Annotated in this window: 27 protein-coding genes and 1 pseudogene; 5 read left to right on the top strand and 23 right to left on the bottom strand. The window is 61.5% G+C overall.

What is annotated here, in order from left to right:
- Positions 1–5: 5 nt before the first annotated feature.
- The 13 genes and pseudogenes from HB676_RS24015 to HB676_RS24075 all read right to left on the bottom strand — a co-directional run.
- Complete coding sequence (locus tag HB676_RS24015; RefSeq protein WP_213740942.1) at positions 6–311, bottom strand: hypothetical protein; 306 nt, start codon at positions 309–311, stop codon at positions 6–8.
- Between the two features lie 2 nt (positions 312–313).
- Complete coding sequence (locus HB676_RS24020; RefSeq protein WP_213740943.1) at positions 314–643, bottom strand: hypothetical protein; 330 nt, start codon at positions 641–643, stop codon at positions 314–316.
- Complete coding sequence (locus HB676_RS24025) at positions 640–867, bottom strand: hypothetical protein (protein WP_213740944.1); 228 nt, start codon at positions 865–867, stop codon at positions 640–642. The genes HB676_RS24020 and HB676_RS24025 overlap by 4 nt, the downstream gene beginning before the upstream one ends.
- Before the next feature lie 14 nt (positions 868–881).
- Positions 882–1331: a hypothetical protein gene (locus tag HB676_RS24030; RefSeq protein ID WP_213740945.1), complete on the bottom strand. Its 450-nt coding sequence runs from the start codon at positions 1329–1331 to the stop codon at positions 882–884.
- A gap of 7 nt (positions 1332–1338) precedes the next feature.
- A complete protein-coding gene (locus HB676_RS24035; RefSeq protein ID WP_213740946.1) occupies positions 1339–2100 on the bottom strand; it encodes a hypothetical protein in 762 nt (253 codons plus the stop codon).
- Between the two features lie 10 nt (positions 2101–2110).
- Positions 2111–2281 (bottom strand): hypothetical protein, encoded by a 171-nt coding sequence (locus HB676_RS24040; protein WP_213740947.1) that lies wholly within the window; start codon positions 2279–2281, stop codon positions 2111–2113.
- 869 nt (positions 2282–3150) lie between these two features.
- Complete coding sequence (locus HB676_RS24045) at positions 3151–4560, bottom strand: AAA family ATPase (protein WP_213740948.1); 1410 nt, start codon at positions 4558–4560, stop codon at positions 3151–3153.
- Complete coding sequence (locus HB676_RS24050) at positions 4557–4838, bottom strand: transcriptional coactivator p15/PC4 family protein (RefSeq protein WP_213740949.1); 282 nt, start codon at positions 4836–4838, stop codon at positions 4557–4559. Before HB676_RS24050 ends, HB676_RS24045 begins: the two co-directional genes overlap by 4 nt.
- Entirely contained in the window at positions 4835–5167 is a 333-nt protein-coding gene (locus HB676_RS24055) for a hypothetical protein (RefSeq protein ID WP_213740950.1), read from the bottom strand. The genes HB676_RS24050 and HB676_RS24055 overlap by 4 nt, the downstream gene beginning before the upstream one ends.
- A 68-nt stretch (positions 5168–5235) precedes the next feature.
- On the bottom strand, positions 5236–5427 hold the full coding sequence (locus HB676_RS24060) for a transcriptional regulator (RefSeq protein WP_213740951.1): 192 nt from the start codon (positions 5425–5427) through the stop codon (positions 5236–5238).
- A 117-nt stretch (positions 5428–5544) separates the two neighbouring features.
- Positions 5545–5886 carry a hypothetical protein gene (locus HB676_RS24065; RefSeq protein WP_213740952.1) on the bottom strand — a complete coding sequence of 114 codons (342 nt, stop codon included), beginning with the start codon at positions 5884–5886 and terminating at the stop codon, positions 5545–5547.
- Between the two features lie 77 nt (positions 5887–5963).
- Entirely contained in the window at positions 5964–7193 is a 1230-nt protein-coding gene (locus HB676_RS24070; protein ID WP_249780442.1) for an integrase arm-type DNA-binding domain-containing protein, read from the bottom strand.
- A gap of 164 nt (positions 7194–7357) precedes the next feature.
- Positions 7358–8266, bottom strand: a pseudogene (locus HB676_RS24075) (ComEC/Rec2 family competence protein); the annotation flags it as partial.
- A 166-nt stretch (positions 8267–8432) separates the two neighbouring features.
- Here HB676_RS24075 and HB676_RS24080 point away from each other — a divergent pair.
- From HB676_RS24080 to HB676_RS24090, 3 genes are all read left to right on the top strand, one after another.
- Entirely contained in the window at positions 8433–8753 is a 321-nt protein-coding gene (locus tag HB676_RS24080; RefSeq protein ID WP_213740954.1) for a hypothetical protein, read from the top strand.
- A 150-nt stretch (positions 8754–8903) separates the two neighbouring features.
- The gene (locus tag HB676_RS24085; RefSeq protein WP_213740955.1) at positions 8904–9104 is read left to right on the top strand and encodes a hypothetical protein; all 201 of its coding nucleotides are present in this window, start codon (positions 8904–8906) and stop codon (positions 9102–9104) included.
- 215 nt (positions 9105–9319) lie between these two features.
- Positions 9320–9976 (top strand): hypothetical protein, encoded by a 657-nt coding sequence (locus HB676_RS24090; protein WP_213740956.1) that lies wholly within the window; start codon positions 9320–9322, stop codon positions 9974–9976.
- A gap of 63 nt (positions 9977–10039) precedes the next feature.
- On the opposite strand, the gene HB676_RS24095 is transcribed toward HB676_RS24090, so the two are convergent.
- Complete coding sequence (locus tag HB676_RS24095) at positions 10040–11719, bottom strand: glutamine--tRNA ligase/YqeY domain fusion protein (protein WP_213740957.1); 1680 nt, start codon at positions 11717–11719, stop codon at positions 10040–10042.
- 140 nt (positions 11720–11859) lie between these two features.
- Between HB676_RS24095 and gltX the strand changes: the two genes are divergently transcribed.
- Positions 11860–13284: a glutamate--tRNA ligase gene (gene gltX / locus HB676_RS24100; protein ID WP_213740958.1), complete on the top strand. Its 1425-nt coding sequence runs from the start codon at positions 11860–11862 to the stop codon at positions 13282–13284.
- A 159-nt stretch (positions 13285–13443) separates the two neighbouring features.
- Positions 13444–14748: a citrate synthase gene (gene gltA / locus HB676_RS24105; protein ID WP_213740959.1), complete on the top strand. Its 1305-nt coding sequence runs from the start codon at positions 13444–13446 to the stop codon at positions 14746–14748.
- A gap of 63 nt (positions 14749–14811) precedes the next feature.
- Here the strand turns inward: gltA and lpxB are convergent, their stop codons facing one another.
- The 9 genes from lpxB to dxr all read right to left on the bottom strand — a co-directional run bounded on the left by lpxB (position 14812) and on the right by dxr (position 25225).
- Positions 14812–16002 carry a lipid-A-disaccharide synthase gene (gene lpxB, locus HB676_RS24110; RefSeq protein ID WP_213740960.1) on the bottom strand — a complete coding sequence of 397 codons (1191 nt, stop codon included), beginning with the start codon at positions 16000–16002 and terminating at the stop codon, positions 14812–14814.
- Positions 16002–16859, bottom strand: a complete 858-nt coding sequence (lpxI, locus tag HB676_RS24115) for a UDP-2,3-diacylglucosamine diphosphatase LpxI (RefSeq protein ID WP_213740961.1) — start codon at positions 16857–16859, stop codon at positions 16002–16004. Before lpxI ends, lpxB begins: the two co-directional genes overlap by 1 nt.
- A gap of 19 nt (positions 16860–16878) precedes the next feature.
- Positions 16879–17682 carry an acyl-ACP--UDP-N-acetylglucosamine O-acyltransferase gene (gene lpxA, locus HB676_RS24120; protein WP_213740962.1) on the bottom strand — a complete coding sequence of 268 codons (804 nt, stop codon included), beginning with the start codon at positions 17680–17682 and terminating at the stop codon, positions 16879–16881.
- A gap of 391 nt (positions 17683–18073) precedes the next feature.
- Entirely contained in the window at positions 18074–18373 is a 300-nt protein-coding gene (locus HB676_RS24125; RefSeq protein WP_213740963.1) for a hypothetical protein, read from the bottom strand.
- A 127-nt stretch (positions 18374–18500) separates the two neighbouring features.
- A complete protein-coding gene (gene fabZ, locus HB676_RS24130; RefSeq protein WP_213740964.1) occupies positions 18501–18959 on the bottom strand; it encodes a 3-hydroxyacyl-ACP dehydratase FabZ in 459 nt (152 codons plus the stop codon).
- A complete protein-coding gene (lpxD, locus tag HB676_RS24135; RefSeq protein ID WP_213740965.1) occupies positions 18959–20026 on the bottom strand; it encodes a UDP-3-O-(3-hydroxymyristoyl)glucosamine N-acyltransferase in 1068 nt (355 codons plus the stop codon). The genes fabZ and lpxD overlap by 1 nt, the downstream gene beginning before the upstream one ends.
- 32 nt (positions 20027–20058) lie before the next feature.
- Positions 20059–22632 carry an outer membrane protein assembly factor BamA gene (bamA, locus tag HB676_RS24140; protein WP_213740966.1) on the bottom strand — a complete coding sequence of 858 codons (2574 nt, stop codon included), beginning with the start codon at positions 22630–22632 and terminating at the stop codon, positions 20059–20061.
- 173 nt (positions 22633–22805) lie between these two features.
- Positions 22806–23957 (bottom strand): RIP metalloprotease, encoded by a 1152-nt coding sequence (locus tag HB676_RS24145; protein ID WP_213740967.1) that lies wholly within the window; start codon positions 23955–23957, stop codon positions 22806–22808.
- Between the two features lie 44 nt (positions 23958–24001).
- Complete coding sequence (gene dxr / locus HB676_RS24150) at positions 24002–25225, bottom strand: 1-deoxy-D-xylulose-5-phosphate reductoisomerase (protein ID WP_213740968.1); 1224 nt, start codon at positions 25223–25225, stop codon at positions 24002–24004.
- Positions 25226–25227 lie beyond the last annotated feature (2 nt).

Consider the following 25227-nt stretch of genomic DNA (forward strand, 5'->3'; position numbering starts at 1 on the left):
ACGGGTCATTGCAGAGTCCGCCGAGCAGTATTGTTGAATTTTAACGAAGGATTGAGCGCGGCGAATTCGTGAAAACGCTCGTTGAAAGAGTCCACCGCTCCTGACGCGCCAACCTCGCTGAGGATCGCATAGCCCTTGTCACACATCGGCTTGATCGCCTCGACAACATCGGCGCCGAGGTCCGCCGCCCATCTTTCCAGAGATCCGACAAACTGCTTCCGAGTTTCCGGTGACATTTCTTCCAGCAAGTGGCGCTTGAGGAGCGAGATAGTGACCCGTGGATAGGTATCGTCGCGCGAAATTGCGGTCATTTTTATTTCCCTTCGCGCGGGTCGAACGAGCCAGCAAGCGCCGGCGTGTATCCGACCTTGCTGCGCATGGCGGCGCGGGCACCGGCAGAGCGCGCCAATGCCTGTTGGTGCTGCACGGTTGATTGCTGGGCGGACCCTCTGCCGGTCTCGATAGGGCTGCCTTTCGCGTCGACCTTGTAGTCGTGACCGAACACGTCCTGGCACAGCCTGTGTTGCGCTTCCTTCTGCGCATCTTCGTATGGAACGCCCTGCGACATTTTCTTTTCGATCCACTCCTTCTCGGTCCGCGGGAACGGAACACCGCCGTTTTTGCCTTGAAAAAGGTTTGTCATGAGTGCTGCTCCTGCTTTGCTGTAGCTTCTTCGAGAAATTTGATTTCTTCGCGCATGCGGTCGGCAACGGTTTTGCCCTGCTCTCGCTCGATATCGGCAAGATGCTGCCGGACCTGTGCACTCTCCGGCAGCGCGCCGCTACCATTTTCGATGTACCGATGCGTCACTGGATGAATTTTTGCTCCGCCAAAGACAGCTTCGGGAATGCCCCAATTTTTCGCCATGTGTTTTGCTCCGGCTAGGCCTGTTTGATCGGAAGTGAGAGAGTGACGTTCGCGAGAAAGACCTGCTTGCGCGCTTCAAAATCGCCGTCGAAGAATTTGCTCAAAAACGCCGGATCCTTCATGTGCGAGTTTTTCCAGCGCTGCACGGAATCGTGCTCGAACTGCGAAACCGGCTTGCCTTCCTTGATCTGCTGAACCACTTCCTCGCTCACGCCCATCTCGCGCGCGTGCTCCAGGACGTCGCTGGAATGCTCTTGAGCGTGCGGATCGATTGGGCCGGCGTCAGGGTTGGTGCCAAGGATCACTTGATGAAGCGCGGTCATCTCCGCCCGCGCGGTCGCATCATTCTCGAGATACTTTCCGCGCCATTCCGGGTTTGCCATCAGCTCGGCCTTGCGAACGGACGCAGCCGCCACATCGGCCGGCACCGCGGGTGCTTCAAGGGATGCGCCGCCGGCGCCCATGCTATTCTCAGGCAACGTTGGCCTCCATCGCTTCGTCGATCGCCTCGACCTCCAACTGGTGGCCAAGCTCGATCTGGTTTTTCACCGCTTCTACGAGATATTTGTTCAAGCGCTTCGATGATTCGTGCCACGGCTCCACTGCCGCCGAATTGAACATCGTCGAAACAGAAAACGGCTCTGCTCCTGGGAGCGCGCGGCTTTGCTCGCCGGGGATGGTGATCCCCGAGTGACGAAACATCTCAAATTTTGCCAGATGATCGAGAGGCGCGGCGTGGCTTTGTCCGTCAACCCGTACTTCGCCATGATGCGCAGAGAAGCCGCTCGGCAATTGAGTGCCCTGCGGCAACATCACGTCAACGGCATCGCTTAAATCGAGGATGTCCCGATATGCCTCTGCGGCGACCTTGATCGCATCGCAAAACTTACCGACCGCGGCCGTGCGCCTGTCCAATGCATCCTCAAAGGTCCCCAACTCAGACAATCGCTGCCGATACCAAGCTGCGGCGGCCTGGCGGGCGTCGCGCTCGTTTGCAGCCCGATAGGCTGCCTGCAGGTTGAAAATCTTGGTCCTGATGCTCGCCGCTTCAGCATCGAGCTTGGCAAGCGCGTTGACGTCGCCGCCGTCGGTCATAGCCGACAGCGCCGCGGCGCCGCGGCCGGCCTCAAGCGCGGCAAGGTCCCTTTCAGCGTTGGCGATCTCCTCTGCCACCGTCGGCGCGATGGGCACGCTGGTCTTGCCGCCTGGCAACAGGGCCGTGAGCTTTGGCATCGAAAATCTCCTAAGTGGCCACATGGTCGTGCTGCGGTTCACCAGCTCGGCGAGCGGCGAGCGCGTCCTCAACAAGGTTCGAAACGAACTGGCTGACCGTCCGGCGATCCTGCTCGGCCGCCGCCTTGATCTGGTCGGCAAGCTCGGGCTTGGCCCGGAAACTCAAAAGTGGTTTGGACATTGGCATCTCCGCTTGTTGACGAAACGATGTGCCTGCTCGCATCATCCAGCAACGCACCCGTCGGTTTTCGGTTGGTGGGCGGGCGCTTCCGCGGCTGCCACCGGCTCTCAACCTTTCGCCGGGCGTCATTATCCTCGACGACCACCAGCCCGATTCCCAGAACCGCTAGGATCGCCGTGAGGCTCATGTGAGAAATTCCGCGCATCGGCTCCGGCGCCAACAGCTTGCTCGTGTAACCGCCCGGGAAGCCCGCCAGCGCGTCGATCGTCTCATGGCTCAGGTCGAGCTCATCACGGCGCGCGCGAATGGCATCGAGCAGTCCGGCCATTGAGTTGATGACCTTCGCTGTCATTTGTAGACAAAGTTTTCGTTAGAGCCGCCGGCGGAATTTTGGAGGCCGCCGCGAAATGGCGCGAGGATGTAAATTCTGGAGACGGTCTGCGTTTTTCGACCCCGGCACCCACCCCGCCGGGTTCTTTTGGGGGCGATCTCCTGGGATTGGGGCCATCCGATGAGGGGGCAACATCGGGCGATAGACGGAAAACTCAACCATTCCAGATGGTAAGTAACCGTTACCATCCTACGGGAAGCATATGGTGAGCCAAAACAGTCAGTTACTTCGTGCGCCAACTTTCGGGCGTTACTTGTTGCATGCCAGCAATGAGGTCCTTTCCGTCCCTTCCCTTCTTCCGGGTCGTGGCTCGCTCGGTGCCCAGCCGAAAGCGGAGCCTGCGATCCGCTGGGGGTTAGGGGGCAAACGTGCAGGGTGATCGCAGCGGATAGAAGCCTGATAGAAAGCGGATCGGTATAGGGATCGCAGGTGGATCGCAGGCTGTTTCTATCGGATCGCAGGCGGATAGAAGGCATTGTCAGGCCTTTCGCGCGATGCATTTGGTCCCTTTGGACTTCGGACCGTAGGGAACGTTCTCGATGGTGCCGGCGGCGAACAGGCGCTCTTGGGCTGCTTGGAACGCACGCCAGGCGAGGCCGCTCGCCTGTGGCATGGCGGCGAAGGTCTTGGGGGCATAACCACGTCCCGGAGCGTGACAAACGTGACGGCCCTGCGCCGTGATCGCGTCGAGGCATTCGAGGTAGCGCTGATCGGCAGCGGCGTTGCCTGCGGCCTGATGGGGCGCACTGGCGGTGCCCTGCAGAACGAAGCAGCCGTCATCCCATTGCAGGGGGACCTTCTCGCCGCACGGGCCATAGTTCGTTTTCTTGACCTCGAGCACGCGGCCGGTGCTGCCGTCGCCGCCTTCCACGGTTTCGAGGTGCAGACGCGCCCGGGTCGCGTTCTGCCAATCCATGCTGCCGCCTCGCCCCGTGCCGCTGGTGATCCCGGCGAGGCTCGGGTGGTCGAGCAGCAGGATGGCACAGCCGATCTGTCGAGCGAGTGTTCGGAACAGGCCGACGAAGGTGCGGGCGTGGACGCGGTCGTTTTGATTGCCACCAAAGACCGCAGCGATGCTGTCGACCACGATCAGAGCCGGCCGTTTGTCCCGGGCCGCGACCGCGAGCGATGTGAACAGCGCCGCTGGCGCCATGGTGCCGTCACGCTGAGAAATGCCGAGCAAACAGGCGTCTGGATCGGCGAAGTGGAAATGAAGCCCCTCCATGTCAACCGGATCAACGCCACGCTTGCGCGCCACCCGGTGCAGGCGTCGCCGCATCTCGGGCTCCGGTTCCTCGCCACTGAAAAAGATCACCGGGCCCGATTCCGTCACGGTGCCCAGCCAATCGCCCAGGCCGCGCTCCACCGACACCGCAAGCTGCAGCGCCACGGTAGTTTTGCCGCCACCGCCGTCGCCTGAAAGAATCGTGACGTCGCCCGCGGGGATCCGGTTGGTTGCTAGCCAGCGCATCGGCTCGAGTGGAACGTCGCGCCATGCCGGCGGGCAGACCAGTTGCAGGCGTTGGACGGCTGGCTGGTCACTACCGTCGATCTCCGGCGCCTGCACTGCCCCGTAGGCCTCGAAAGAATCGACGAGAGGCGCTTCCTCGGACGTTTGGTGTTCGACGGGGCCCGGCTCCGTGATGCCCATTAGCGCGAGTTCTTGGCGCGCCCTGTCCCGGTCGCGCGGGTCATTCATTTCCATCCGCAGGCGCGTGATCTTCGCGGAAGCAAACATTTCGAGCTCGCGCGGATCGCAATCGAACTCGGGGCCTTCCGGCGTATCGATGCGAATATGCTTGTCGATCGTCAGACCGCATCTGCCACAAGGCCGCGGGTCAACCTCGACCGGATCGAGCTCACGTTCAACGGGGCTCGCGAGGTTCATTCGCCCTCGCCTTCCGGCAGCAGGTCAAGCTCGCGAGCTTTTTCCAGTGCCTTTCGTATCGCCCGGGAGAATTCAGGAAGGCGCCGTACCACCATCGCGATGCCCTTGGTCGACGGCCGCATGCAGCCATCGCCACCAACGAGGTATTCGCGGACATTGATGAGGTTGTGGCCCTCATAGGAGCTGAGCGAAACGACGACAGCGACGTCGCGCCGGCGTGACTTCCACCACTTGGCTATTTCGATCGCTTCGGTGAGCGGCTTGGGATCTGTGCTCATGTGATTTGATCCACCGCAGCGCCGATCGGGCTCGCAGCGGTCCCACGCGCATCACGCTTCAATGCGTGCGCGATTGTCTCGAGGGTGCAACCGTGCTGCAGGGCGAGGCTGGCGAGAATTGCCGCGTCGCTGGTCAGGGCATCGAACAGGCTGTCGCTGCGGTCGTGATTGAGGAATATCTCGCCGACGCGCCCGTCTTGATAAAATCCGACTGTCATCTGAAATTGATGGCCGTCGCGCTCGAATGCGATCGTTTCGCAAACTCGCTTGTTCGGAAGTCGCTCGCGGCCGAGTGCGTTGCTAGCTCCGTCGTTGGAAAGTATGTCCATAGCAAGATCTCTGTGGTGGTGATCTGGAAAAACGACAAAAGCCGCTCCCTGGCCGGGGCGGCTTTTTGCTATGCTGCGCTGTCGATGAGACGGGATTCTTGCCAGCGCCGGTTTTCGCCGACGGTGACGCCCTTGCGACGTTCAGAAAGCTGAATGAACCGCGGCCCCTTGCCGTCGGCGACGAGGCGCTGCCCGGTGCTGCGTGAGAAGCAATTCAGCTTGCACCAGTCGTCGAATGACATAACGCGATCGTCTTCCATCTGAACCTCCATGCACATTCATGCTGGAATCTGACGTAGGACGACCGGCTGACCGCTCCAATTCTGTATCTTTTGCTGGAAAAACTACCGTAGAATTTTTTTGAGAATTTCTCAGGCTTACTTTTCCGGTGGAAACGGGCCGGTCCATGTGCCGGCCTTGATCCCGTCCCTGCGCTTCCTGACCAAGGTCCGGATGTAATGTTCCACCGTAGAGGCAATCGAACTTTTCCCTGGCCCCCGCCGATCTTTCGTTGGCAGCGCCTCGTTCTCGGCGGCGACCTCGCGCGCCAATAGCGCCATGTTGGGAGGGTTCATCATGTCGAGGCGATCAAGCAGCGACAGGCTTTTGATCTCGTTGCGCCGGCGCTGCGACGGCTCCTCGCCCCACTTTGCGAAGATCCGCCGCGCAGCCTGTCTGCCGTGATGCTTCTCGATCTGGCGAAAAAGTTCATAGGCCATCCTGTCGGCGCCTCCGATGTGCTCGATCCCCTCCAAGGCCAAATTCGTGATCTCTTTTTTGCACAGCGGACAACGTTTCATGGCGAAGGCGCCTTGGCGACGATCTCGAGCAAATGCGCCTCCCACTTAGCGAGCGCGTTGGCGATCTCCGGCTGATAGTCATGGTGGTCATAGACGCCGACTACCCCAGACCGATGAGCAACGTGGTTTAGGACCAGTTCGGCGACGTGAGGCTGCACCCCGATCTTGGACATCCCTGTCCTCACCGTCCGCCGGAGGTCGTGCAGCGTCCAGTGGGGCAGCGCCCGCCCCTCCGCGGCTGCTATTCGGCCGTCGATAGCCAGCTTGCACCACGACCAAGCGCCAAACCCGCCGCCGCTGCCACCGAAGACGTATTGGCGACCGAGGCGCCTGGGGGCGCCCTCGAGGATCGCCCGCGCCGTCGGCACCAAAGGCATCTGCAGCGCCCTCCCGGGCTTCGTACGTTCGGCCGGCAGCAACAGCCGGCTGCCGGACAGGTCGACCTCCGGCCACCGCAGCCAGCCGATTTCATCCCGCCGGCAGGCGGTCAAAAGCAGGAGCCGGACAATGCGGCCAAAGTCGTCATCAAGGCAGTTTCGCCAGATAATCCGCAATTCCTCATCGGTCAGCACCCTGTCCCGGGCCTGCTGGCCTTCGATCGGGTTGTTCGTCCCAACCACCGGATTCGCGTCGACCATGCCCTCCTTCATCGCCCACGCGAACAGCGCGGAAAGATTCGACCGTGCTCGGGCGGCCGAGGTCGCGCCGTGTTCGGACACGATCCGACGCATCTGCTCCGCCACGGCCTTTCGGTCGATCGTGCCGATAGGCTTCCGGTGCAAGGGGGACCATTTTACGTTGAAATAGACCTCGGCCGCCCTGTAGGTGTTCGGCCGCATCTTGGTCTCTTTGGCCTTCAGATAGAGATCGACCACCGTTTTGAATGTCAGCTTGGCAGCCTCAGCGGCTTCGTCCGACTTTCGCTTTTCGGCCCGCGGGTCGATCCCGAGTTCAAGCTTTGCGAAAAACTGCCGCGCGACCTTGCGGGCTTCATCAAGATTGAGCCGGCGAACGTCGCCCAGGCTTTCGCGCTGGGTGGCCTTTTGGAACCGATATTGGACAACGTAGACCGCCTTCGTTGATCGCAAGCGGACGCCGAAACCCGGCATCTCCGGATCCCACTCGATGCGGTCGCTCTCATCGGCGCCAAGCTTCAGGCGGCGGATATAGGCGTCCGTAAAACGTTGCGGAATCCGGACGATTTCAACGGGCATTGCAGCTGGCATGGGAAGCACCTCAGAAAGTGGTTGGGAAGCACCCGGTAAGCAGCGCCGTGAATGATTCTGCTCCTTCGTGATCTGATTTGTCACGTGGAGAGCTTTGATTCCGCAGCGATAATTGTGGACGGTGATGCTTCCTGAACCGTCCTGATGCGAGGTTCTATCTGCTAGCCCGAGATCGACAAAACATGCCCGAGGCCGGAAATGAACATGGCATCGTTGACCGGCGTCGTGATCGCATCGCGGCGGCCGGTCAGCAATGCGGTTGCGATCGCGCGCTTGTCGCCCTCCAGCGTGGTGCGGATTCGCGCATCGATCGCATCGCGCAGCCCCTGCATGAAGGCTGCGTAGCGCAGCGACAGGCCGCCGGCGACCGGCGGCTCGACGGTCTTGATCGCGCCGGTGACAAAGCCGGAGGCGCCGATGCCCTGGAAAAACATGTCGCGGCCGAAATCGTAGCTGCCGGGCCGTAGCGGCGCGAGCGGCGGTTGCAGCCGGGCTTTCAACTCGACAAAGCTGCCGACGGCCGGCGCAGTGCCTTTGCGCACCGACAGCCGCACACGCTCCAGTTTGACCTGGGAATGCGGCGCATCCATCTGCGTGACCCGCAGCACGAACCGGTCGGTGCGCTCGCGCACGTCGCGGGCCTCGACAAAGCCGGAGACCGACACCGAGTACATCGGCCGCGCCAGCACGCCATGCGCGATCCGCGCGGTTTTCCAGGTGGCGGTGGCGAACCCCGCGGCGACCGAAGCGATCATAACCGCGACCGGAAACAGCTTGTGCCGCCGCAACAGGAACGCCGCCACGCAAAGCCCAATGGCGGTCAGAACCGCTACCGGCAGCACTGGCTCATGATCGGCGGCGAAATAGAACGCAATGCCGGTGCCGAACGCGATCGGCACCCAGGGCAGCAACCGGCCGGCGCCGGCCTCGGCGCGCACCCATTCGCGCAGCTTGATCGTGAAGGCCGGCCACGCTTCGAATCCCGACGGCGCAAAGCCGCCTGCCCGCACGGCCTCACGTGGCGGCCAGGTTCCCGCATAGCCCCGCGTTCGAGCCCCGCCCGGCTCCGCCATTCTGGCCGTCCCCATACTCTACTGGCCGGGATGCTACCGTGGCGTGTCGGGCCGAAAAAGCGGAACGGAAGCAGAATGCGCGGAAAAGCCTGAATGCTTGGAAAAGCCCAAATTCTTGGGCAAGCGTGATTCCGTTAGTAGCTGATTTGCCAACCAGGGACATCCATTGACCGGTCCGGAACTAAAGCAACTTCGCAAGGATCTCAGCGACGCCCTCGGCAAACAATTGTCAGCGGCCGACATGGCCAGGCTGTGCGGCCTCGCACCAGGCGCTGGCGCCGACACCATCCGCCGCTGGGAAGTCTCCGGCCCCAGCGGACCGGCCGGCAAACTGCTTGCCATTCTGGCGATGGCCAGCGATCGTTATCCGATCCTGGACAATTTTAACGTCTTCGATCGCTTCAATATTCCGGAAGCGGAACGGCCGGCGCGCCGCGAGGAATTCCGCGAAAAGATGCGCAACGAGATTCGCGAGCGGCTGGAATGAGCGGGTTCCCGGCAACGCCATCCGGTTCAGTTATCCACCGCACGAGATGCGCCGCGTAAATTGATTCATCAAGCATCGATCATTCCCTTGCACGCCGGCGCCTATTGCGGGAAAGTGTACGCGGATGGGTTGCGTGCTGTAGGGCGAGCTATGAGTAAACCGGACGCGGGATATGACTACGATCGCTATCACCAATTGCTGGCGGAAGCGGACGATGACTCCAAGCGAATGGCATTCATCAATCTCCTGATCGAAGAGAAAGCCCGGGACAAGCTCGCCGTACAAGCGATGCGCGCCAGACTCAACGGACTGGGATTGAAGACCAGTTCCAGCGCCGATGATCAGGACTGATAGATCGGACCGCTAGCAGCGTCACGGCATGGAATCTCTGCCGGCCCGACGACAGGTAAACGAGCGTCGTCTTCTTTCCGAGCGCCGGACGATCGGAATCGCAGGGCAAGTCATCTCAAGCCAAACTGCCTACCGCCGGTAACCGTACCTCACAATCGCCCTTGCTCTCGCCTTCTGGTTGCGGAACAATCCAGTCGGTTGGGGAAAAGCTAAAAATGCGTATTATTGGAATCGTAGCGTTCAGCGCTGCGCTGGCTGGTTGTGCCGCGGCGCCGCATCAAGTGCGAGATCGGGATGATTATCTGGCAGAGGCTACCCGCGTATTTCCGGGAGAGACACGCGAGCGCGTTCTCAAGGCGGCAGAAACCGTATTAAGAATATCGGACCCGGACGATTTTGAGTTTCGATACACGCTGACCGGTTTCACGGGTTTACGCCGTTATTTCATCTACGCCGTCGTTGCCGCAGCAAACGGGCGCGAGAAATGGGAATTCCTGACAGAGCCCGATCCGAGCGGATTAAAGGCATCGGTTTCTATCAGCGAAGAAGGCACGTCCGGCGGCGGATATTCGAGGAGTAACTACGAAGGAGCAATGGCGAGCGTACCCCTGTATCGTCTGTTTTGGAACCGCGTCGAATATATGCTCAACCGACGTCAGGACTGGGTAACCTGTCAGCAAGCAACCGCTGAGTTGCAAGCGTCCAACACCAACGCCGCTGCGGCCCTGGGCGGGCTATGCGGGCCGACCAGCGATGGCAGGAATGCACCTCCGCCCGAGCCATTGCAGCCGCTTGCCAAGCCGGCACCGCCGCCCCGGGCTGCACCAGTTGCGAGGCAAGCGCCGCGACCCGCCTCGGCGCCGCCGACTTGAACAAGGAGTAACGGCGTGGATGCTTCCGCGGCCCTCGCCTGCTTAGCTCAGAGCATACCTCCGTCACCCCTTGCCGACTTCCTTCGCAAAGGTATCGCGCAGGCCGATGGTCCGGTTGAATACCGGATGTGTCGGCGTCGAATCCTTGTCGCGCACGAAATAGCCCTGCCGCTCGAACTGCATCACGTCGGACGACGTGCTCTGCGCGACGTCAGGCTCGATCCGGGCGTCTTTGAGAATTTCCAGCGACTGCGGATTGAGGTCGGCGGCGAAATTGCCGGCGTCCGGCGATGATTTCGCGAACAGCGGATTGTAGACGCGAATCTCTGCCGGTACCGACTGCGCGGCCGACAGCCAATGCATCGTCGCCTTGACCTTGCGCCCGTCCGGCGCGTTGCCGCCCTTGGTCGCGGGATCATAGGTGCAACGCAGTTCGATGACTTCGCCGGCCGCATTCTTCACGACCTCGTGGCACTTGATGAAATACGCGTAGCGCAGTCGTACTTCGGTGCCGAGCGATAGGCGGAAGAACTTCTTCGGCGGATTTTCCATGAAGTCGTCCTGCTCGATATAGAGTTCGCGGCCAAACGCGATTTTGCGCGTGCCGGCGGCGGGATCGTCCGGATGGTTGATGGCTTCGAGTTCTTCGCTCGTCCCTTCGGGGTAATTCTCGATCACCACCTTGAGCGGCCGCAACACCGCCATGCGGCGCTGCGCCGTCCGGTTGAGAATTTCGCGAATACAAAACTCAAGCATGCCGACATCGACAATGCTGTTGGCCTTGGCGACGCCGATGCGCTTGACGAACTCCCGGACCGCGGCCGGCGGCACTCCGCGCCGCTTCAGTCCGGCGATCGTCGGCATCCGCGGATCGTCCCAACCCGCGACATGGCCGCCGCGCACGAGTTCGGTCAGCACCCTCTTCGACAGCAGCGTGTAGGTCAGATTGAGCCGGGCGAATTCGTACTGGTGCGGCTTCGACGGCACCGGCAGCTTGTCGAGCAGCCAGTCGTAGAGCGGCCGGTGGTCCTCGAATTCCAGCGTGCAGATCGAATGGGTAACGCCCTCGATCGCGTCCGACTGGCCGTGAGCGTAATCGTAGCTCGGATAGATCGCCCATTTATCCCCGGTGCGGGGATGGGTGGCGCGGAGGATGCGATAGAGCACGGGGTCGCGCAGATTGATATTGCCCGACGTCATATCGATCTTGGCGCGCAGCACCCGCGCGCCGTTCGGAAATTCACCGGCCTTCATGCGGCGAAACAGATCGAGGTTTTCGTCCACCGAGCGACCGCGGAACGGGCTGTTCTGGCCGGGTTCCGTCAGCGTGCCGCGCTTGAGGCGGATTTCCTCCTGCGACTGGTCGTCGACATAGGCGAGACCGGCGCGAATGAGGCCTTCCGCCCAGTCATACAGGCGCTCGAAATAATCCGACGCGTAGTGCAGATCGGTTCCCCAGTCGTAACCGAGCCACTTCACGTCAGCCTGAATTGAATCGATGTATTCCTGTTCTTCCCGGGTCGGATTGGTGTCGTCGAACCGCAGGTTGCAGCGGCCGGAAAACTCCTGCGCGATGCCGAAATTGAGCGCGATCGACTTGGCATGACCGATATGCAGGTAGCCGTTCGGCTCCGGCGGGAAGCGCGTCACGATCTGGCTGTGTCTTTTGCTGTCGAGATCGGCCTGGACGATGTCGCGAATGAAATCGCGCCCTGCCTCTGCGGCCTCTGGTTCTACGGTCATTCTTGTTTCCTGTTCCGGAATCAACGGTCTATCTGCCAAATCCGCACCTCCCAAGGAAGGCTTTAGTTACGCCCGGTTCCTGCTATATAGCCCCGACGCCATCAGGGCGTATCCCGCCCTCCCCGCCATTGCTACATATAATGACCGATCAGATCGTCACACGCTTTGCTCCCTCGCCGACCGGCTTTCTCCACATCGGAGGGGCCCGCACGGCGCTGTTCAACTGGCTCTACGCGCGCGGCCGTGGCGGCAAGATGCTGCTGCGCGTCGAGGACACCGACCGGGAGCGATCGACCGAGGCGGCCATTGCGGCCATTCTCGATGGGCTGAAATGGCTCGAACTCGATTGGGACGGCGACGTCATCTATCAATTCAGCCGGGCGGCACGCCACCGCGAGGTCGCGGAAGCCTTGCTGGCCAGTGGCATGGCCTATCGCTGCTACGCCACCCCAGAGGAACTGACCGCGATGCGCGAAACGGCCCGCGCCGAGGGCCGCACACGCCTCTATAACGGCCTGTGGCGCGACCGCGACCCTTCGGATGCCCCGTCCGGCATGAAACCAACCATCCGGCTCAAGGCGCCCCAGACCGGCGAAACCGTGATCGAGGACCAGGTCCAGGGCCGCGTGGTCTGGCAGAACGAAAACCTCGATGACCTCGTGCTGCTGCGGGGCGACGGCAACCCGACCTATATGCTCGCGGTCGTGGTCGACGACCATGACATGGGTGTCACCCATATCATTCGCGGCGACGACCACCTGATCAATGCGGCGCGTCAGAAGCAGATCTACGACGCGCTGGGTTGGGGCATTCCAAGCATGTCCCACATCCCGCTGATCCACGGGCCCGACGGCTCAAAACTCTCCAAGCGCCACGGTGCGCTCGGCGTCGACGCCTACCGCGCCATGGGATATTTGCCGGCCGCCTTGCGCAATTACCTGGTCAGGCTCGGATGGAGCCATGGCGACCAGGAGATATTCTCGACCGAGGAAATGATCGCCGCGTTCGACCTGCCGGGCGTCGGCCGCTCCGCCGCCCGGTTCGACTTCGCCAAGCTCGAGAGCCTCAACGGCCACTACATCCGGCATGCCGGCGATCAATCCCTCGTGACCATGTTCGAGGGCGTGCTGGACTATGTTCCGAACGGGTCGGACCTGAAGGCAAAACTCAACGACACCACGCGCGCGCAATTGCTGCAGGCGATGCCGAGCCTGAAGGAACGCGCCAAGACGCTGATCGAGCTGATCGACGGCGCCTACTTCATCTTTGCCGACCGGCCGCTCGAGATCGAGCCAAAAGCTGCAGCAATTTTGACACCGGAAAACCGCGAATTGATCGGTAGATTGCGCAGCGCCCTTGAAGCGGTCACGGCCTGGAGTGCGGCAACCACCGAAGCCGCGATGCGCGCGTTTGCGGACGAAAACGGCCTCAAGCTTGGCGCGGTCGCCCAGCCACTTCGCGCCGCCCTGACCGGGCGCACCACCTCGCCAGGGATTTTCGACGTGCTGGCGGTGTTGGGACGTGAGGAATGCCTGGCCCGGCTCGGCGACCAGTCCCCTGCTTAAGGCGGACCGCCGCCGTGAAGCGGCCATCTTGCAGCGCACAGTGCAATAAGCTACCCATTTAGGCGTTCTTTTCAGAATACCCGGCTTCGCTCGCCACCCACATCGGAATGGCGAAAGCGGCCGCCGGCTTTTCGCAACGATCTCATCGGGGACTTCACGATGGACGCAACATCCAAAAGCAAAACCGCAACACTGACGGTAGGCAACAAGACCTACGATTTCCCGATTTTGAGCGGCACTGTTGGGCCGGATGTCGTCGACATCGCCAAGCTCTACGCCCAATCCGGGATGTTCACCTATGACCCCGGATTCACCTCCACCGGCAGTTGCCAGTCCAAGATCACCTATATCGACGGCGACGCCGGTATCCTGGAGTACCGGGGATACCCGATCGAACAGCTCGCCCAGCACGGCGACTTCCTGGAGACCTGCTACCTCCTGCTTTACGGGGAATTACCGACCAAGGCGCAGAAGGCGGATTTCGACCGGCGTGTGATCCTGCACACCATGGTTCACGAACAGATGGCCCGGTTCTTCCAGGGCTTCCGCCGCGACGCCCATCCGATGGCCGTGATGGTCGCTTCCGTCGGTGCGTTGGCCGCGTTCTATCACGACTCCACCGACATCAACGATCCGCAGCAGCGCATGATCGCTTCGATGCGCATGATCGCGAAGATCCCGACCCTGGCCGCGATGGCGTTCAAATACACCATCGGGCAGCCCTTCATCTATCCGAAGAACTCGCTGAGCTTTGCCGAGAACTTCCTGAACATGTGCTTCGCGGTGCCCTGCGAGGACTACAAGATCAATCCGGTTCTCGCCGACGCGCTCGACAAGATCTTCATCCTGCACGCCGACCATGAGCAGAACGCCTCGACCTCGACCGTGCGTATCGCCGGCTCTTCCGGCGCCAACCCGTTCGCCTGTATCGCCGCCGGCATCGCCTGCCTGTGGGGACCGGCGCATGGCGGCGCCAACGAAGCGGCGCTGGCGATGCTCGCCGAGATCGGCACCGTCGACAAGATTCCCGAATTCATCGCCAAGGTGAAGGACAAGAACAGCGAAGTCCGCCTGATGGGCTTCGGACATCGCGTCTACAAGAACTACGATCCCCGCGCCAAGATCATGCAGAAGATGTGTCACGCCGTGTTGAAGGAAACCGGCCATGGTGACGATCCGATGCTGAAGGTCGCGCTGGAGCTGGAAAAGATCGCGCTGAGCGATCCCTACTTCATCGACCGCAAGCTCTATCCGAATGTCGACTTCTATTCGGGCATCACGCTGAAGGCGATGGGTTTCCCGACCTCGATGTTCACCGTGCTGTTCGCGGTCGCCCGCACCGTCGGCTGGATCAGCCAGTGGAGCGAGATGATCGAAGATCCGCAGCAGAAGATCGGCCGTCCGCGCCAGCTCTATACCGGCGCGACGCACCGCGATTACGTCGACATCGACAAGCGCAAATAAGCCAGGCTTCGGAAAAAAAACACGGCCAAAGCCCCGGTTCTATCCGAACCGGGGCTTTTTCGTTTAATTCGCGCCCCGCGCCGTTTGCAACGTCGCCAGCACGATATCGGCGGCGCGTACGCCGGGCGGCTGATCGCCTGTCGTCATGATCCCATCGATCCCCGCGAAGGCTTCGACCTGGCGGCGGCGCAACGGAGAATCCTCGAGCACCTCGCGCAGCGCGGGCGCCAGTTTCTCCGGCGTGCAATCCTGCTGCAGGAATTCCGGAACGACGTTCTCGCCGACCACCAGATTGGCCAGAATGACGGACTTCACATCGATTACCTTCAGAACGATCCACGCCTCGACCGCGCCGGTCCGGTAGGCCGTCACCATCGGCACGCCGGCCAGCGCCAGTTCAAGCGTCACGGTGCCGGACTTGGCGAGCGCGGCACGGGCAATCCGGAACGCCGCCCGCTTTTCCTGCTCACCGACCACAATCCGCGGCGCCACCTTCCAGTCCTTGATGCCCTCGCTGACCGCTTCGATCAGATGCGGCATGGTCGGCAGGATCAGTTCAAACGCGACACCCTCGTCGCGCAGCCGGCTTAATGTCTCGCCGAAGATCGCCATGTGATGCCTGATTTCGCTGCGGCGGCTTCCTGGCAGAACCAGCAGAACCGGCGGCGCCTCGTCCCGGCGTTTCTGCTCGCCGGGGTCGGGCCGCAGCATCCCGGTCTGCTCGGTCAGGGGATGACCGACATAGCTGCAGGGCGGACCGCGCAGCCTGCGATACTCCTCCGGCTCGAACGGCAGCACGGCCAGAACATGGTCGATATAGCGGCACATCGCCCGCGCCCGGCCGGGCCGCCACGCCCAGACCGAGGGGGATACATAATCGATGATCGGGATCGAGGGATCGCTGGCACGAACGCGGCGCGCAACCCGATGGGTGAAATCAGGACTGTCGATAATCACCAGAATATCGGGCGAGGCCTGCGTCACCGCACGGGCGGTCTCGCCAATCAGCCGCAGAATTTTCGGCAATTGCGCAACGACAGCCGCCAGCCCGATAATCGAGAGTTCCTCGATCGGAAACAGCGACGTCAATCCCTCGCGGGCCATCGACTGGCCGCCGACGCCTTCAAACTGCACCGCGCCGCCAAGACGCTGGCGCAATACTTTCATCAGGCTGGCGCCAAGCCGATCGCCGGATTCTTCCGTGGCGATCAGGAAAATCTTTCGCGCCACATCACTGGTTCCGCGCGCCGCCATCACGCAGGCAAACCGGTGACGAACAGACCCGCGGCCTCCGCGGCCTCGACCACGCTCTGCGGTTCAACCACGATGGTATTGCCGGCGACAATCGCAATCCCCGCCAGCTTCGCGGCCGCCGCTCCCTCGACGGTTCGCGGTCCGATCGTGGGCAGGTCGAAGCGCAGATCCTGTCCGCGCTTGGGAGCCTTCACCAACACGCCGCGCGCAGCCTTGGCGCGAATGCGGCCCTCGGTGCGCAGGCGCGCGACCCGGGCCAGTAATCCGTCGGTGCCTTCGATATCCTCCACCGCGACCACATGGCCGTCGATCACGACCGCGGCCTGCCCGATGTCGAAGGGACTGAGCGCACTCAATACGTCCCGTCCTTTGGCGATGTCGGCGGCGGAGCTTTCATCGGGCAAGGTCCGGGTGAGACAGCCCTGCGGCATCAGGACATCGGGCGCGACATCCTTGATGCCCATCATCTGGAAACCATCTTGCTCGAGGATGCGGCCGATCCCGGACAACAGATGATCGTCCCCTCCCCGGAAGGCGGCCCATACCCGCCCGAGCACGCGAACCGTCGACCAGTCGAGCCTGATCTCGGATAACGCCGGCCGCACCAGCGTGCCGATGAAAACCAGATTCCGGCAGTTTTCGGCGCGAAACAGTTTCTCCGCCCGCCCGAGCTGACCGACCGATATCCAGTGATGGCGAAAGCGCTCGGCGGCTACCGGGTCGCAGGCGCCCTTCAGCGCAAAAACAACGGGATCGATGCCGCGCGCGATCAGCGAATCCGCGACCGCAAACGGCATTACGCCGCCTCCCGCGATCAGGCCGACCGGCGATGAAATTTGCAAAGCCCCCGATGTCATGGCTCCGGCGGCCTCATCATCACGGCCTGTCGCGCGGATTGGCCGGGAGGCATAGCGCGCGATGCTTGCCGTTTTCGATGAACGCAAGGATTTCCGCGATCGCGGGATCCTCGCTCGCCAGTGGCTGTACGGCACTGAGCCGTTCGGCAAAAATGCCGGGCCCATGGAACAGCTTTTGGTAGAACGAGCGCACCGTGGCCAGCCGCTCCTTGGTGAATTTGCGGCGCTTCATGCCGATGATGTTAAGGCCTTCGAGGCTGGCGTACTGGCCGTTGACGAGCGCGAACGGAATCACGTCGCCGCGAACCCCGCAGACTCCACCGACCATCACCTGCGGCCCGATGCGCGTGAACTGATGCACAGCCGATAAGCCGCCGATGAAAACAAAATCACCGATTTCGCAGTGACCGCCGAGCGTCGCCGACGTCGCAAAAATCGCGTCATTGCCGACCTGGCAATCATGACCGACATGGCTGCAATTCATGAAGTAGCCGCGATCGCCGACGCGCGTGATGCCGCCACCGGCCACGGTCCCCGCGTTCATGGTCACCGATTCCCGGATGGTGCAGCCCTGGCCGATCTGCAGCCTGGTCAGTTCGCCGCGATAGCTCAGCGATTGCGGCGGCGTGCCGAGCGAGGCGAAGGGGTAGATCGTGGTGCCGTCGCCAATACTGGTCTGCGCGGTGATGTGGACATGCGCGACCAGCTTGCAGTTCGCGCCGATCACGACGTGGGGGCCGATGACGCAATAAGGGCCGATTGACGTGCCCTCGCCGATCACAGCGCCATCTTCAATCCGCGCGGTGGGATCGATCGTACTCATCGAAGTCTCTTGGTCCCTGTGGTGTCGGGTGGTCATCTGATTGATTTTGCAGTGGTTAGCGCGGGCTGCCGGGGCTGTCCAGTGACGTCTGGTTACCTTCTATGACGCCTTTGCCGCCTAAAAACGATGAGGCGACGGGCCCCATGCCCATTGCTTGGGCCTCGGCCGTGCCCAAACTTCGAGACGCTTGGACAGCATTTGAGCGCGAAAAAGCCGACGCCGCGTGCCTACAATCCAGCCAGGAGATACAGGGATCAATGCGATGATGATCGGGCTTACCATCCTTGCGGTACTGACGTTCATTGCCATCGGCGAAATTCGCAGGACACAAGGTCCGCAGCTTACGAGCGAGGATTGAGACGGCGTCTTCACCAGCCGGAAAATCCGTTGGCTAATTCATCGTGCGCTGCACGAAGGCAGACCCTTGCGTGACCACGCACATGTAGGAATAGGTTTGCGCTTCACCTGAATCCTCAACATCCACGTCGATGATCACGGGCCGTGACTGGCCCTTCCACGTCGCCAGAATCTCCGGCGGTACCGGACGTGTGCGCGACTTCTTTACCACCAGTCCCACGATGCGCGGCAGCGCCTCGGTGGCCTTGGATACGCAGGTCTGGCCGGCTTCCGCGCCACTGCGAGGGATCACCGATAGTGCCGCTAAAACGGTGAGCGTGATCGCGATACGCATTGGACGTTTCCAAGACACGGGATGTTTCCCAGCCATGTCGCGGAAATTAGACCACACAAATTCCGTACTGTCGATTGGAGCGCCGTGACGCAAGGCACCGGCGCCGATAACGCGCACGTACGGCGCGTCAGTCGGTCAGCATCGCGCCGACGTCGGCTTCGGCAACGACCACGCCGTTGACCTTGGCGTCGCCGTGAAACCACCACATCGCCTTGCGCCGTCCGATGCTGCGCATGTGATATTCGATGGTGTCGCCGGGCAACACGGGCTTGCGGAATTTGCACTTGTCGATGGTCAGAAAATAAACCGCGCGCGGCTTCTCGGTGCCTTCGACCGATTTGATTCCGATGACGCCGGCGGTCTGCGCCATGGCCTCGATCATCATCACCCCCGGATAGACCGGACGCTCTGGAAAATGTCCGAGAAACGGCGGCTCGTTATAGGTGACGTTCTTGATGCCGATGCCGCTGTAGTCGCTCCGGATTTTGATCACCCGGTCGATCAGCAGCATTGGATAACGGTGCGGGAGCGTCTTGAGGATCTCGTTGATATCCACGAGCTCAAATTTGACCGCGGCCTCCTCCATCAACCCTGCCCCTTGCCCTTCGGATCGGCCGCGCCATCGCGCGCCAAACGTTCCACCGCCACGATCTCCCGGAACCACTGTTTGGTCGGCTTTGCGAAGAAGCCTCCCCAGCGTCCATTGGCCGGAATGTCGTCCTTTACGCCGCTCATCGCCGTCACCTGGGCGCCGTCGCCGATATGAAGATGGTTGTTGATGCCCACCTTGGCGCCCAATGCCACATTGTCCCCGATCGTCAGGCTGCCGGCGAGCCCGATCTGGGCCGCGAGCAGGCAATGCCTGCCGATTGTCACATTGTGGCCGATCTGGACCTGATTGTCGATTTTCGTGCCTTCCCCGATTACCGTATCGCGCAGGCTGCCGCGATCGATGGTCGTTCCGGCGCCGATCTCCACGCCGTTCTGGATCAGGACGCGGCCGGTTTGCGGCACCTTCAAATGCCCGCCCTCGCCGAAGAAGATGAAGCCGTAGCCATCCTGTCCGATGCTGCAGCCGGGATGGATCAGCACGTCGTTTCCGATCAGCGCGAATTGAATCGAGCAGCGGGCCCCGACATTGCAATCCCTGCCAATCCTGACATTGGCCGCGATGATGGCCCCGGCGCCGATCACCGTTCCGGCGCCGATTTCCACATTTGGACCGATCACCGCGAGCGGATCGACAATCACGCCATCTTCCAGATGCGCCGTCGGGTCGATAATGGCTGATGGCGCGATGCCGCTATTGCCGAACCAGGACTGCGGACGCAGCGCATCGCTGTGGAGCTTGCGCGCAATCTTCACGAACGCACGGAACGGATGCTCCACCCGCAATGCCGCGACATGAGCCGGCACACGGCCCTCGAATCGAGCGCTGACCAGGCATGCTCCGGCCATCGTCGAAGCAAGCTGATCGGCATATTTGAGATTATCGAAAAACGTCAGATGCATCGGGCCGGCTTCGTCGAGCGAAGCCAGTCCCGTGATCTGCCGGTTACCCAGCGATGCATCGGACAGATGCGCCTTCGTCAACGCGGCGATATCAGCCAGCGTCGACGAAGGTGGTTGCTCAAAGAATATCGGTTGCGCCATTCCACCCGTCGCGGTCCGGCCGGCAATTAAACTCAGAACGATGTGCCGCCGCCAAATCTGAATTGCTGCACTCGATCATACGGACTCTTGGTCAGCGGAACCGCATAATCGAAACGCAGCGGACCGAACGGCGACGCCCAGATCAGACCGACACCCACCGACGAACGGACCACGCTGGAACTGTCATACTGCAATCCCAAGCAGGTTCCGGGATTGGGCGGAACGTTCGGATGAGCCGACGGATTGGTCGGAGGCACGCAACCCGGCGTGTTGACTTCGCCGGTGGCAGCCCACGACGTCGGTCCCGTGTAGTCATACAGACCGCCCGCGTCCGCATAGACCGCGCCCTTCAAGCCGATTTCCTTTGGCAGGAACCAGAACGGCATCTGCATTTCCAGCGACGCACCCCAATACTTCGTGCCGCCGAGCGCATCCTGCGTACCGTAAGGATTGATGTCACGCGGACCAATGCCGTTCGGCGCAAAGCCGCGAACAAGATTCGGTCCCATCTGGAACTGATCGAGCATGCGAATGGCGTTGTTGCCGACCTGGGTCAGCAGGCCGGTTTGCACATGGACCAACCCGACGATATCGGACACCAGCGGGGTGTAGTACTTCGCGTCGATCGCGGTTTTCAGGTAGGTCACGTCGCCGCCAACGCCCGCGAAGTCCTGCTTGAAATCGATCATCAGACCGTCGGTCGGGTTCTTGTTATTGTCGAGCGTGTTGTAGTTCAGCGTGTAACCGATCGCCGACGTCAACGTGGAACCGTTGGCGAGTTCCTTGCGGACCGGCAACGAAGCTTCGCCGTCGCTGTAGCACCACAGACCCATGCCCGAAATATCCGTAGCGCCCATCGCGGTTGCAACGGGAGGTCCTCCGTTTCCTGCGACCCATGCCGGCGACGGGTTAAAGGCGAGCAGGCCATTCGACGGATTGTTGTTACAGTTGTTCAGATAGCTCGGCAGCGAAATATCCTGCTCATAGATCGAATACCGAAGCTGCAAGGTGAGATCTTCACGCAAGGCGAGCCCGAGCCGCGGGCTGATGCCCAGGGTTTTGGTGCCGTACGAAATATAGTTATTGGGTAGCTGCTCACGGTAATACGTGTCGAGGCCGAGAGCGACGCGGTAATCCAGCAGATAAGGCTCGACAAACGACAGCGATATGCCGCGCGCGTATTCGCCGTATGTCACCGACGCTTTCGCAAACAGGCCCCGTCCAAGGAAGTTACGCTCGGAGATACTGACTTCGGCGAGCGGACCGTCGGTGGTCGAATAACCGCCCGATACCGAGAAGTCGCCGGTGGATTTCTCTTCGAGGTCGACGATGAGAATCACGCGATCGCTCGAGGATCCAGGTTCAGTGGAAATCTTCACGGTCTTGAAGAAGTCGAGGTTCTTCAGACGGCGTTCGGCGCGATCAACCAGCGCGCGGTTGTAGGCGTCACCCTCGGCAATATCGAATTCACGGCGGATCACGTAATCGCGGGTACGGGTGTTGTTGCGAATGTTGATTCGCTCGATGTAGGTCCGCGGACCCTCGTCGATGGTGAAGACGATGGAAACGGTGTGCGCCTCGAAATTGCGATCACCGCGCGGACGCACGATCGCAAAGGCAAAACCACGGCGCGAGGCCTCGATCTGCATTTCCTCGACCGACTTCTCCAGCGCTTCGGCGTTGTAGAGCGAGCCGACATTGACGCGCGAGAACCGGCTCAGTGAATTGCCGTCGAGCGAACCGATGCTGGACTGGAAGTTGACCGAGGCGACCCGGTACTGCTGGCCCTCCTCGATCGTGAAGGTCACCATGAATCCCTTGCGCTGCGGATCGTATTCCGTCAGCGCGGCGACCACCTGCACGTCGGCGAAACCATGCTTGAGGTAATAGCGGCGAATCAGATCGCGATCCGCTTCGATCCGGTCCGGATCGTAGGTGTCGCTGCCGCCCATGAAGCTCAGCAGATTCGATTCACGCGTCTTGATGATGTCCCGCAGGCGATACGACGAATAAGCGACGTTACCAACGAAATTGACCGATTGAATGCCGGTCTTCGCGCCCTCGGTGATCGTGAAAATCAGATCGACGCGGTTGTTGGGCTGTTCGATGATTTCGGGCGTGACGGTCACGTCATAACGGCCGGAATGGCGATAGATTTCGGCGATGCGCTGGGCATCGGACTGGACCACGGGACGCGACAGCGTGCCACGCGGCTTGGATTGGACTTCCCCGGTCAACTGTTCGTCTTTGACCTTCTTGTTGCCCTCGAAGACAACGCGGCCGATGACCGGGTTTTCGACCACGGTCACCACCAGACGGCCGCCGGCCTGATTGATCCTGACGTCCTGGAAAAGCCCGGTCTCGATCAGGGCCTTCAGGCCGTCATCGATATGAGGCTGGTCGAGGCGCCCGCCGGGGCCCGCCTTGAAATAGGAACGGATGGTCGCCACTTCGACGCGGCGATTACCTTCGACCTGGATAGAATCCACGGTTTGGGCAGCCACCGGTGACGACACAACCACAGCCGCCAGAGAGGCAGCAACCGGCACGGCGACCATGATCAGGGCGGCCAACAAGCCCCCCCGCACTCGCATTCCAACATTCATGCGCAACGCGCCCTCGTCATTCCAATACCGGTTCGTACCCCTACGACCCGGCAGAATCCCATTTGTCGACCCGCTTGTAGCCAATTTTACCAAGCCGGCAAACGTTCTATCGCAGTGCGATTTCATTTTCATTCCAAGACGTTGCCCATCGGCCACGCCATAAAAAAGCCGCTTCACGATGCGGCCAGATGCAAGATGTCGTTGTAGGTGGCAAACACCATCAGCATCAGCACCAACCCCAATCCGATTCGGAACCCCATCTCCTGCGCCCGCTCCGACAGAGGGCGCCCGCGGACTGCCTCGACCGCATAGAACAAAAGATGGCCGCCATCGAGCAGGGGAACCGGGAACAGGTTCAACAGCCCGATCGATATCGAGAGAACCGCGGCCAGATGAATCAGCGCTGCAAGACCGATGGTAGCGACCTGCCCTGAAATCTGGGCGATCCGCAGCGGGCCGCCGACCTGGTCGGCCGCTTCGCGCCCGGTGAAGACACCGCCGATATAGGCCAGGGTGCGATCAACCACGAACCAGGTTTCCTTGACGCCAAGCCAGAGCGCGGTCGCGGGGTCTACTCGTTCGGTGGTAACGTCGCCGGCCGAGGTCTGGCGGGTAATGCCCAGCACGCCCAGCCGATGCGCGTTCCCGAATGCGTCCTTTACTTCCTTGAGCTCCGGGGTGCCCTGCAATTGCAGGGTCGAATCGCCGCGCTTGATCGTGAACGTCAGTGGCTCGCCGGCATGAATACTGACGATGCGCTGCATATCGGAGAAGCTTCCGATCGCCTGTTTATCGATCTCGGTTACGATGTCGCCGACCTGAAAGCCGGCCGCCGCTGCCGCACTGGATGCCTCGATCTTGTCGACGCGCGCGGTGGTGCTGGGCTTGCCGAAAAAGGTGAACAGGCAGGTAAAGATTACGATCGCCAGCAGGAAATTGGCGATCGGACCGGCGGCCACAATCGCCGCCCGCCGCCCCACATCCTTGTGGTGGAAGCTGCCGGCACGCTCTTCCTCGGTCATGTTGCTGAGGGTTTCGGAGGACGGCGTGGAAGCCTCGCTCTCGTCGCCGAAAAACTTGACGTAGCCGCCGAGCGGGACGGCCGAGATCTTCCAACGGGTGCCAAAACGGTCGTTGAACCCCGCCAGTTCCGGTCCAAAGCCGAGCGAGAACGTTAACACTTTCACGCCAGCCCAGCGCGCGATCAGGAAGTGACCGAGCTCATGGAAGAAAACGACGATGGTCAGCACGAACAGGAAAGGGACGACGTAACCGATCAGGCCATGGGTCAACGTATTGAAACTATGTAGAAAAAACTCAACCATCCGCTTCCCCTCAACCAGAGCCAAAAGGCCCTGCCCCCAACGCTCTAGGATGCCTTTAAGGCAATTTGAGGCAATAGGGTGACCGCTTTATTTCTCGCATTATGGTCAACGGAAATCGCATCGTCGGCGGACGTCAGCGGGGCCAGGTTTCCGGAGCGGATCCAGGCGTCCATGGTCGCCTCGACCAGCCGGGCGATCGCCCCGAATCTGATCTTGCCGGCGATGAATGCCGCCACGGCGACCTCGTTGGCCGCGTTATAAACTGTGGTCGCGCCACGACCGGTCCGCAGCGCATCATACGCCAGCCGCAACCCCGGGAACCGCTCGAAATCCGGCGCCTCGAAGGTCAACTGCCCGATCTTGGCCAGATCGAGCTTGGCCGCCGGCCCGACGATGCGATCGGGCCAGCCGAGGCAATGCGCGATCGGCGTGCGCATGTCGGGCGACCCCAGTTGCGCCACCACCGAACGATCGGAAAACTCCACCATGCCGTGGATGATCGACTGCGGATGCACCAGAACGTCGATCTCTTCCGGCGCCAGCGCGAACAGATAGGAGGCCTCGATGACTTCGAGCCCCTTGTTCATCATCGACGCCGAATCGATGGTGATCTTCTGTCCCATGCTCCAGTTCGGATGTTTCAGGGCCTGTGCGAGCGTGGCCTGCTCGATATCGGCGCTGGCCCAGGTCCGGAATGGTCCGCCCGATGCGGTGATGATGACGCGAACCAGTTCCTCGCGGTTGCCGGAACCCAGCGCCTGGAACAGCGCGTTGTGCTCGGAATCGGCTGGCAGTATGCAGGCACCGGCCTTGGCCGCGCGCTGCATGAAGAAATCACCGGCGCAAACGAGGCATTCCTTGTTGGCCAGCGCGACGCTGGCGCCGCGATCGACCGCGGCGAGCGCGGGCTTCAAGCCGGCCGCGCCGCTCACCGCCGCCATGACCCAATCCGCCGGACGGGCCGCGGCCTCGATAATAGCGCTTTCACCGGCGCCGCATTCGATGCGGGTCCCGGCCAACGCGTCTTTCAACTCATTAAGGCGACTGGGATCGGCGACAGCCGCAAAACGCGCGCCGAACTCCTTGGCCAGCTTGGCCAGCCCCTGCACGTTGGTATTCGCGGTCAACGCTTCGACCTGATAGCGGTCGCGCGAAGCCCTCAGCAAATCCATCGTGCTGTCGCCGATCGAGCCGGTGGCCCCCAGCACGGTCACCGAGCGTACGGCCGACGCCACGGACTTGTTGTTACGCAACGGTACTGCGCTCATGA

Origin of the sequence: Bradyrhizobium sp. dw_411 (genome assembly GCF_018449695.1) — a bacterium.
GTDB lineage: Bacteria > Pseudomonadota > Alphaproteobacteria > Rhizobiales > Xanthobacteraceae > Bradyrhizobium.

Bases quoted from the DNA above. Each gene is read 5' to 3' on its own strand.
- HB676_RS24025 (WP_213740944.1), bottom strand. From the start codon at position 867: ATGGCGAAAAATTGGGGCATTCCCGAAGCTGTCTTTGGCGGAGCAAAA.
- HB676_RS24015 (WP_213740942.1), bottom strand. From the start codon at position 311: ATGACCGCAATTTCGCGCGACGATACCTATCCACGGGTCACTATCTCG.
- HB676_RS24020 (WP_213740943.1), bottom strand. From the start codon at position 643: ATGACAAACCTTTTTCAAGGCAAAAACGGCGGTGTTCCGTTCCCGCGG.
- HB676_RS24090 (WP_213740956.1), top strand. From the start codon at position 9,320: ATGCGTATTATTGGAATCGTAGCGTTCAGCGCTGCGCTGGCTGGTTGT.
- HB676_RS24095 (WP_213740957.1), bottom strand. From the start codon at position 11,719: ATGACCGTAGAACCAGAGGCCGCAGAGGCAGGGCGCGATTTCATTCGC.
- HB676_RS24045 (WP_213740948.1), bottom strand. From the start codon at position 4,560: ATGAACCTCGCGAGCCCCGTTGAACGTGAGCTCGATCCGGTCGAGGTT.
- HB676_RS24035 (WP_213740946.1), bottom strand. From the start codon at position 2,100: ATGCCAAAGCTCACGGCCCTGTTGCCAGGCGGCAAGACCAGCGTGCCC.
- dxr (WP_213740968.1), bottom strand. From the start codon at position 25,225: ATGAGCGCAGTACCGTTGCGTAACAACAAGTCCGTGGCGTCGGCCGTA.
- HB676_RS24070 (WP_249780442.1), bottom strand. From the start codon at position 7,193: ATGCCAGCTGCAATGCCCGTTGAAATCGTCCGGATTCCGCAACGTTTT.
- bamA (WP_213740966.1), bottom strand. From the start codon at position 22,632: ATGAATGTTGGAATGCGAGTGCGGGGGGGCTTGTTGGCCGCCCTGATC.
- lpxB (WP_213740960.1), bottom strand. From the start codon at position 16,002: ATGGCGGCGCGCGGAACCAGTGATGTGGCGCGAAAGATTTTCCTGATC.
- fabZ (WP_213740964.1), bottom strand. From the start codon at position 18,959: ATGGAGGAGGCCGCGGTCAAATTTGAGCTCGTGGATATCAACGAGATC.
- HB676_RS24145 (WP_213740967.1), bottom strand. From the start codon at position 23,957: ATGGTTGAGTTTTTTCTACATAGTTTCAATACGTTGACCCATGGCCTG.
- HB676_RS24050 (WP_213740949.1), bottom strand. From the start codon at position 4,838: ATGAGCACAGATCCCAAGCCGCTCACCGAAGCGATCGAAATAGCCAAG.
- HB676_RS24060 (WP_213740951.1), bottom strand. From the start codon at position 5,427: ATGGAAGACGATCGCGTTATGTCATTCGACGACTGGTGCAAGCTGAAT.
- lpxD (WP_213740965.1), bottom strand. From the start codon at position 20,026: ATGGCGCAACCGATATTCTTTGAGCAACCACCTTCGTCGACGCTGGCT.
- lpxI (WP_213740961.1), bottom strand. From the start codon at position 16,859: ATGACATCGGGGGCTTTGCAAATTTCATCGCCGGTCGGCCTGATCGCG.
- lpxA (WP_213740962.1), bottom strand. From the start codon at position 17,682: ATGAGTACGATCGATCCCACCGCGCGGATTGAAGATGGCGCTGTGATC.
- gltA (WP_213740959.1), top strand. From the start codon at position 13,444: ATGGACGCAACATCCAAAAGCAAAACCGCAACACTGACGGTAGGCAAC.
- HB676_RS24065 (WP_213740952.1), bottom strand. From the start codon at position 5,886: ATGGCCTATGAACTTTTTCGCCAGATCGAGAAGCATCACGGCAGACAG.
- gltX (WP_213740958.1), top strand. From the start codon at position 11,860: ATGACCGATCAGATCGTCACACGCTTTGCTCCCTCGCCGACCGGCTTT.
- HB676_RS24125 (WP_213740963.1), bottom strand. From the start codon at position 18,373: ATGCGTATCGCGATCACGCTCACCGTTTTAGCGGCACTATCGGTGATC.
- HB676_RS24030 (WP_213740945.1), bottom strand. From the start codon at position 1,331: ATGGGCGCCGGCGGCGCATCCCTTGAAGCACCCGCGGTGCCGGCCGAT.
- HB676_RS24055 (WP_213740950.1), bottom strand. From the start codon at position 5,167: ATGGACATACTTTCCAACGACGGAGCTAGCAACGCACTCGGCCGCGAG.
- HB676_RS24085 (WP_213740955.1), top strand. From the start codon at position 8,904: ATGAGTAAACCGGACGCGGGATATGACTACGATCGCTATCACCAATTG.
- HB676_RS24040 (WP_213740947.1), bottom strand. From the start codon at position 2,281: ATGTCCAAACCACTTTTGAGTTTCCGGGCCAAGCCCGAGCTTGCCGAC.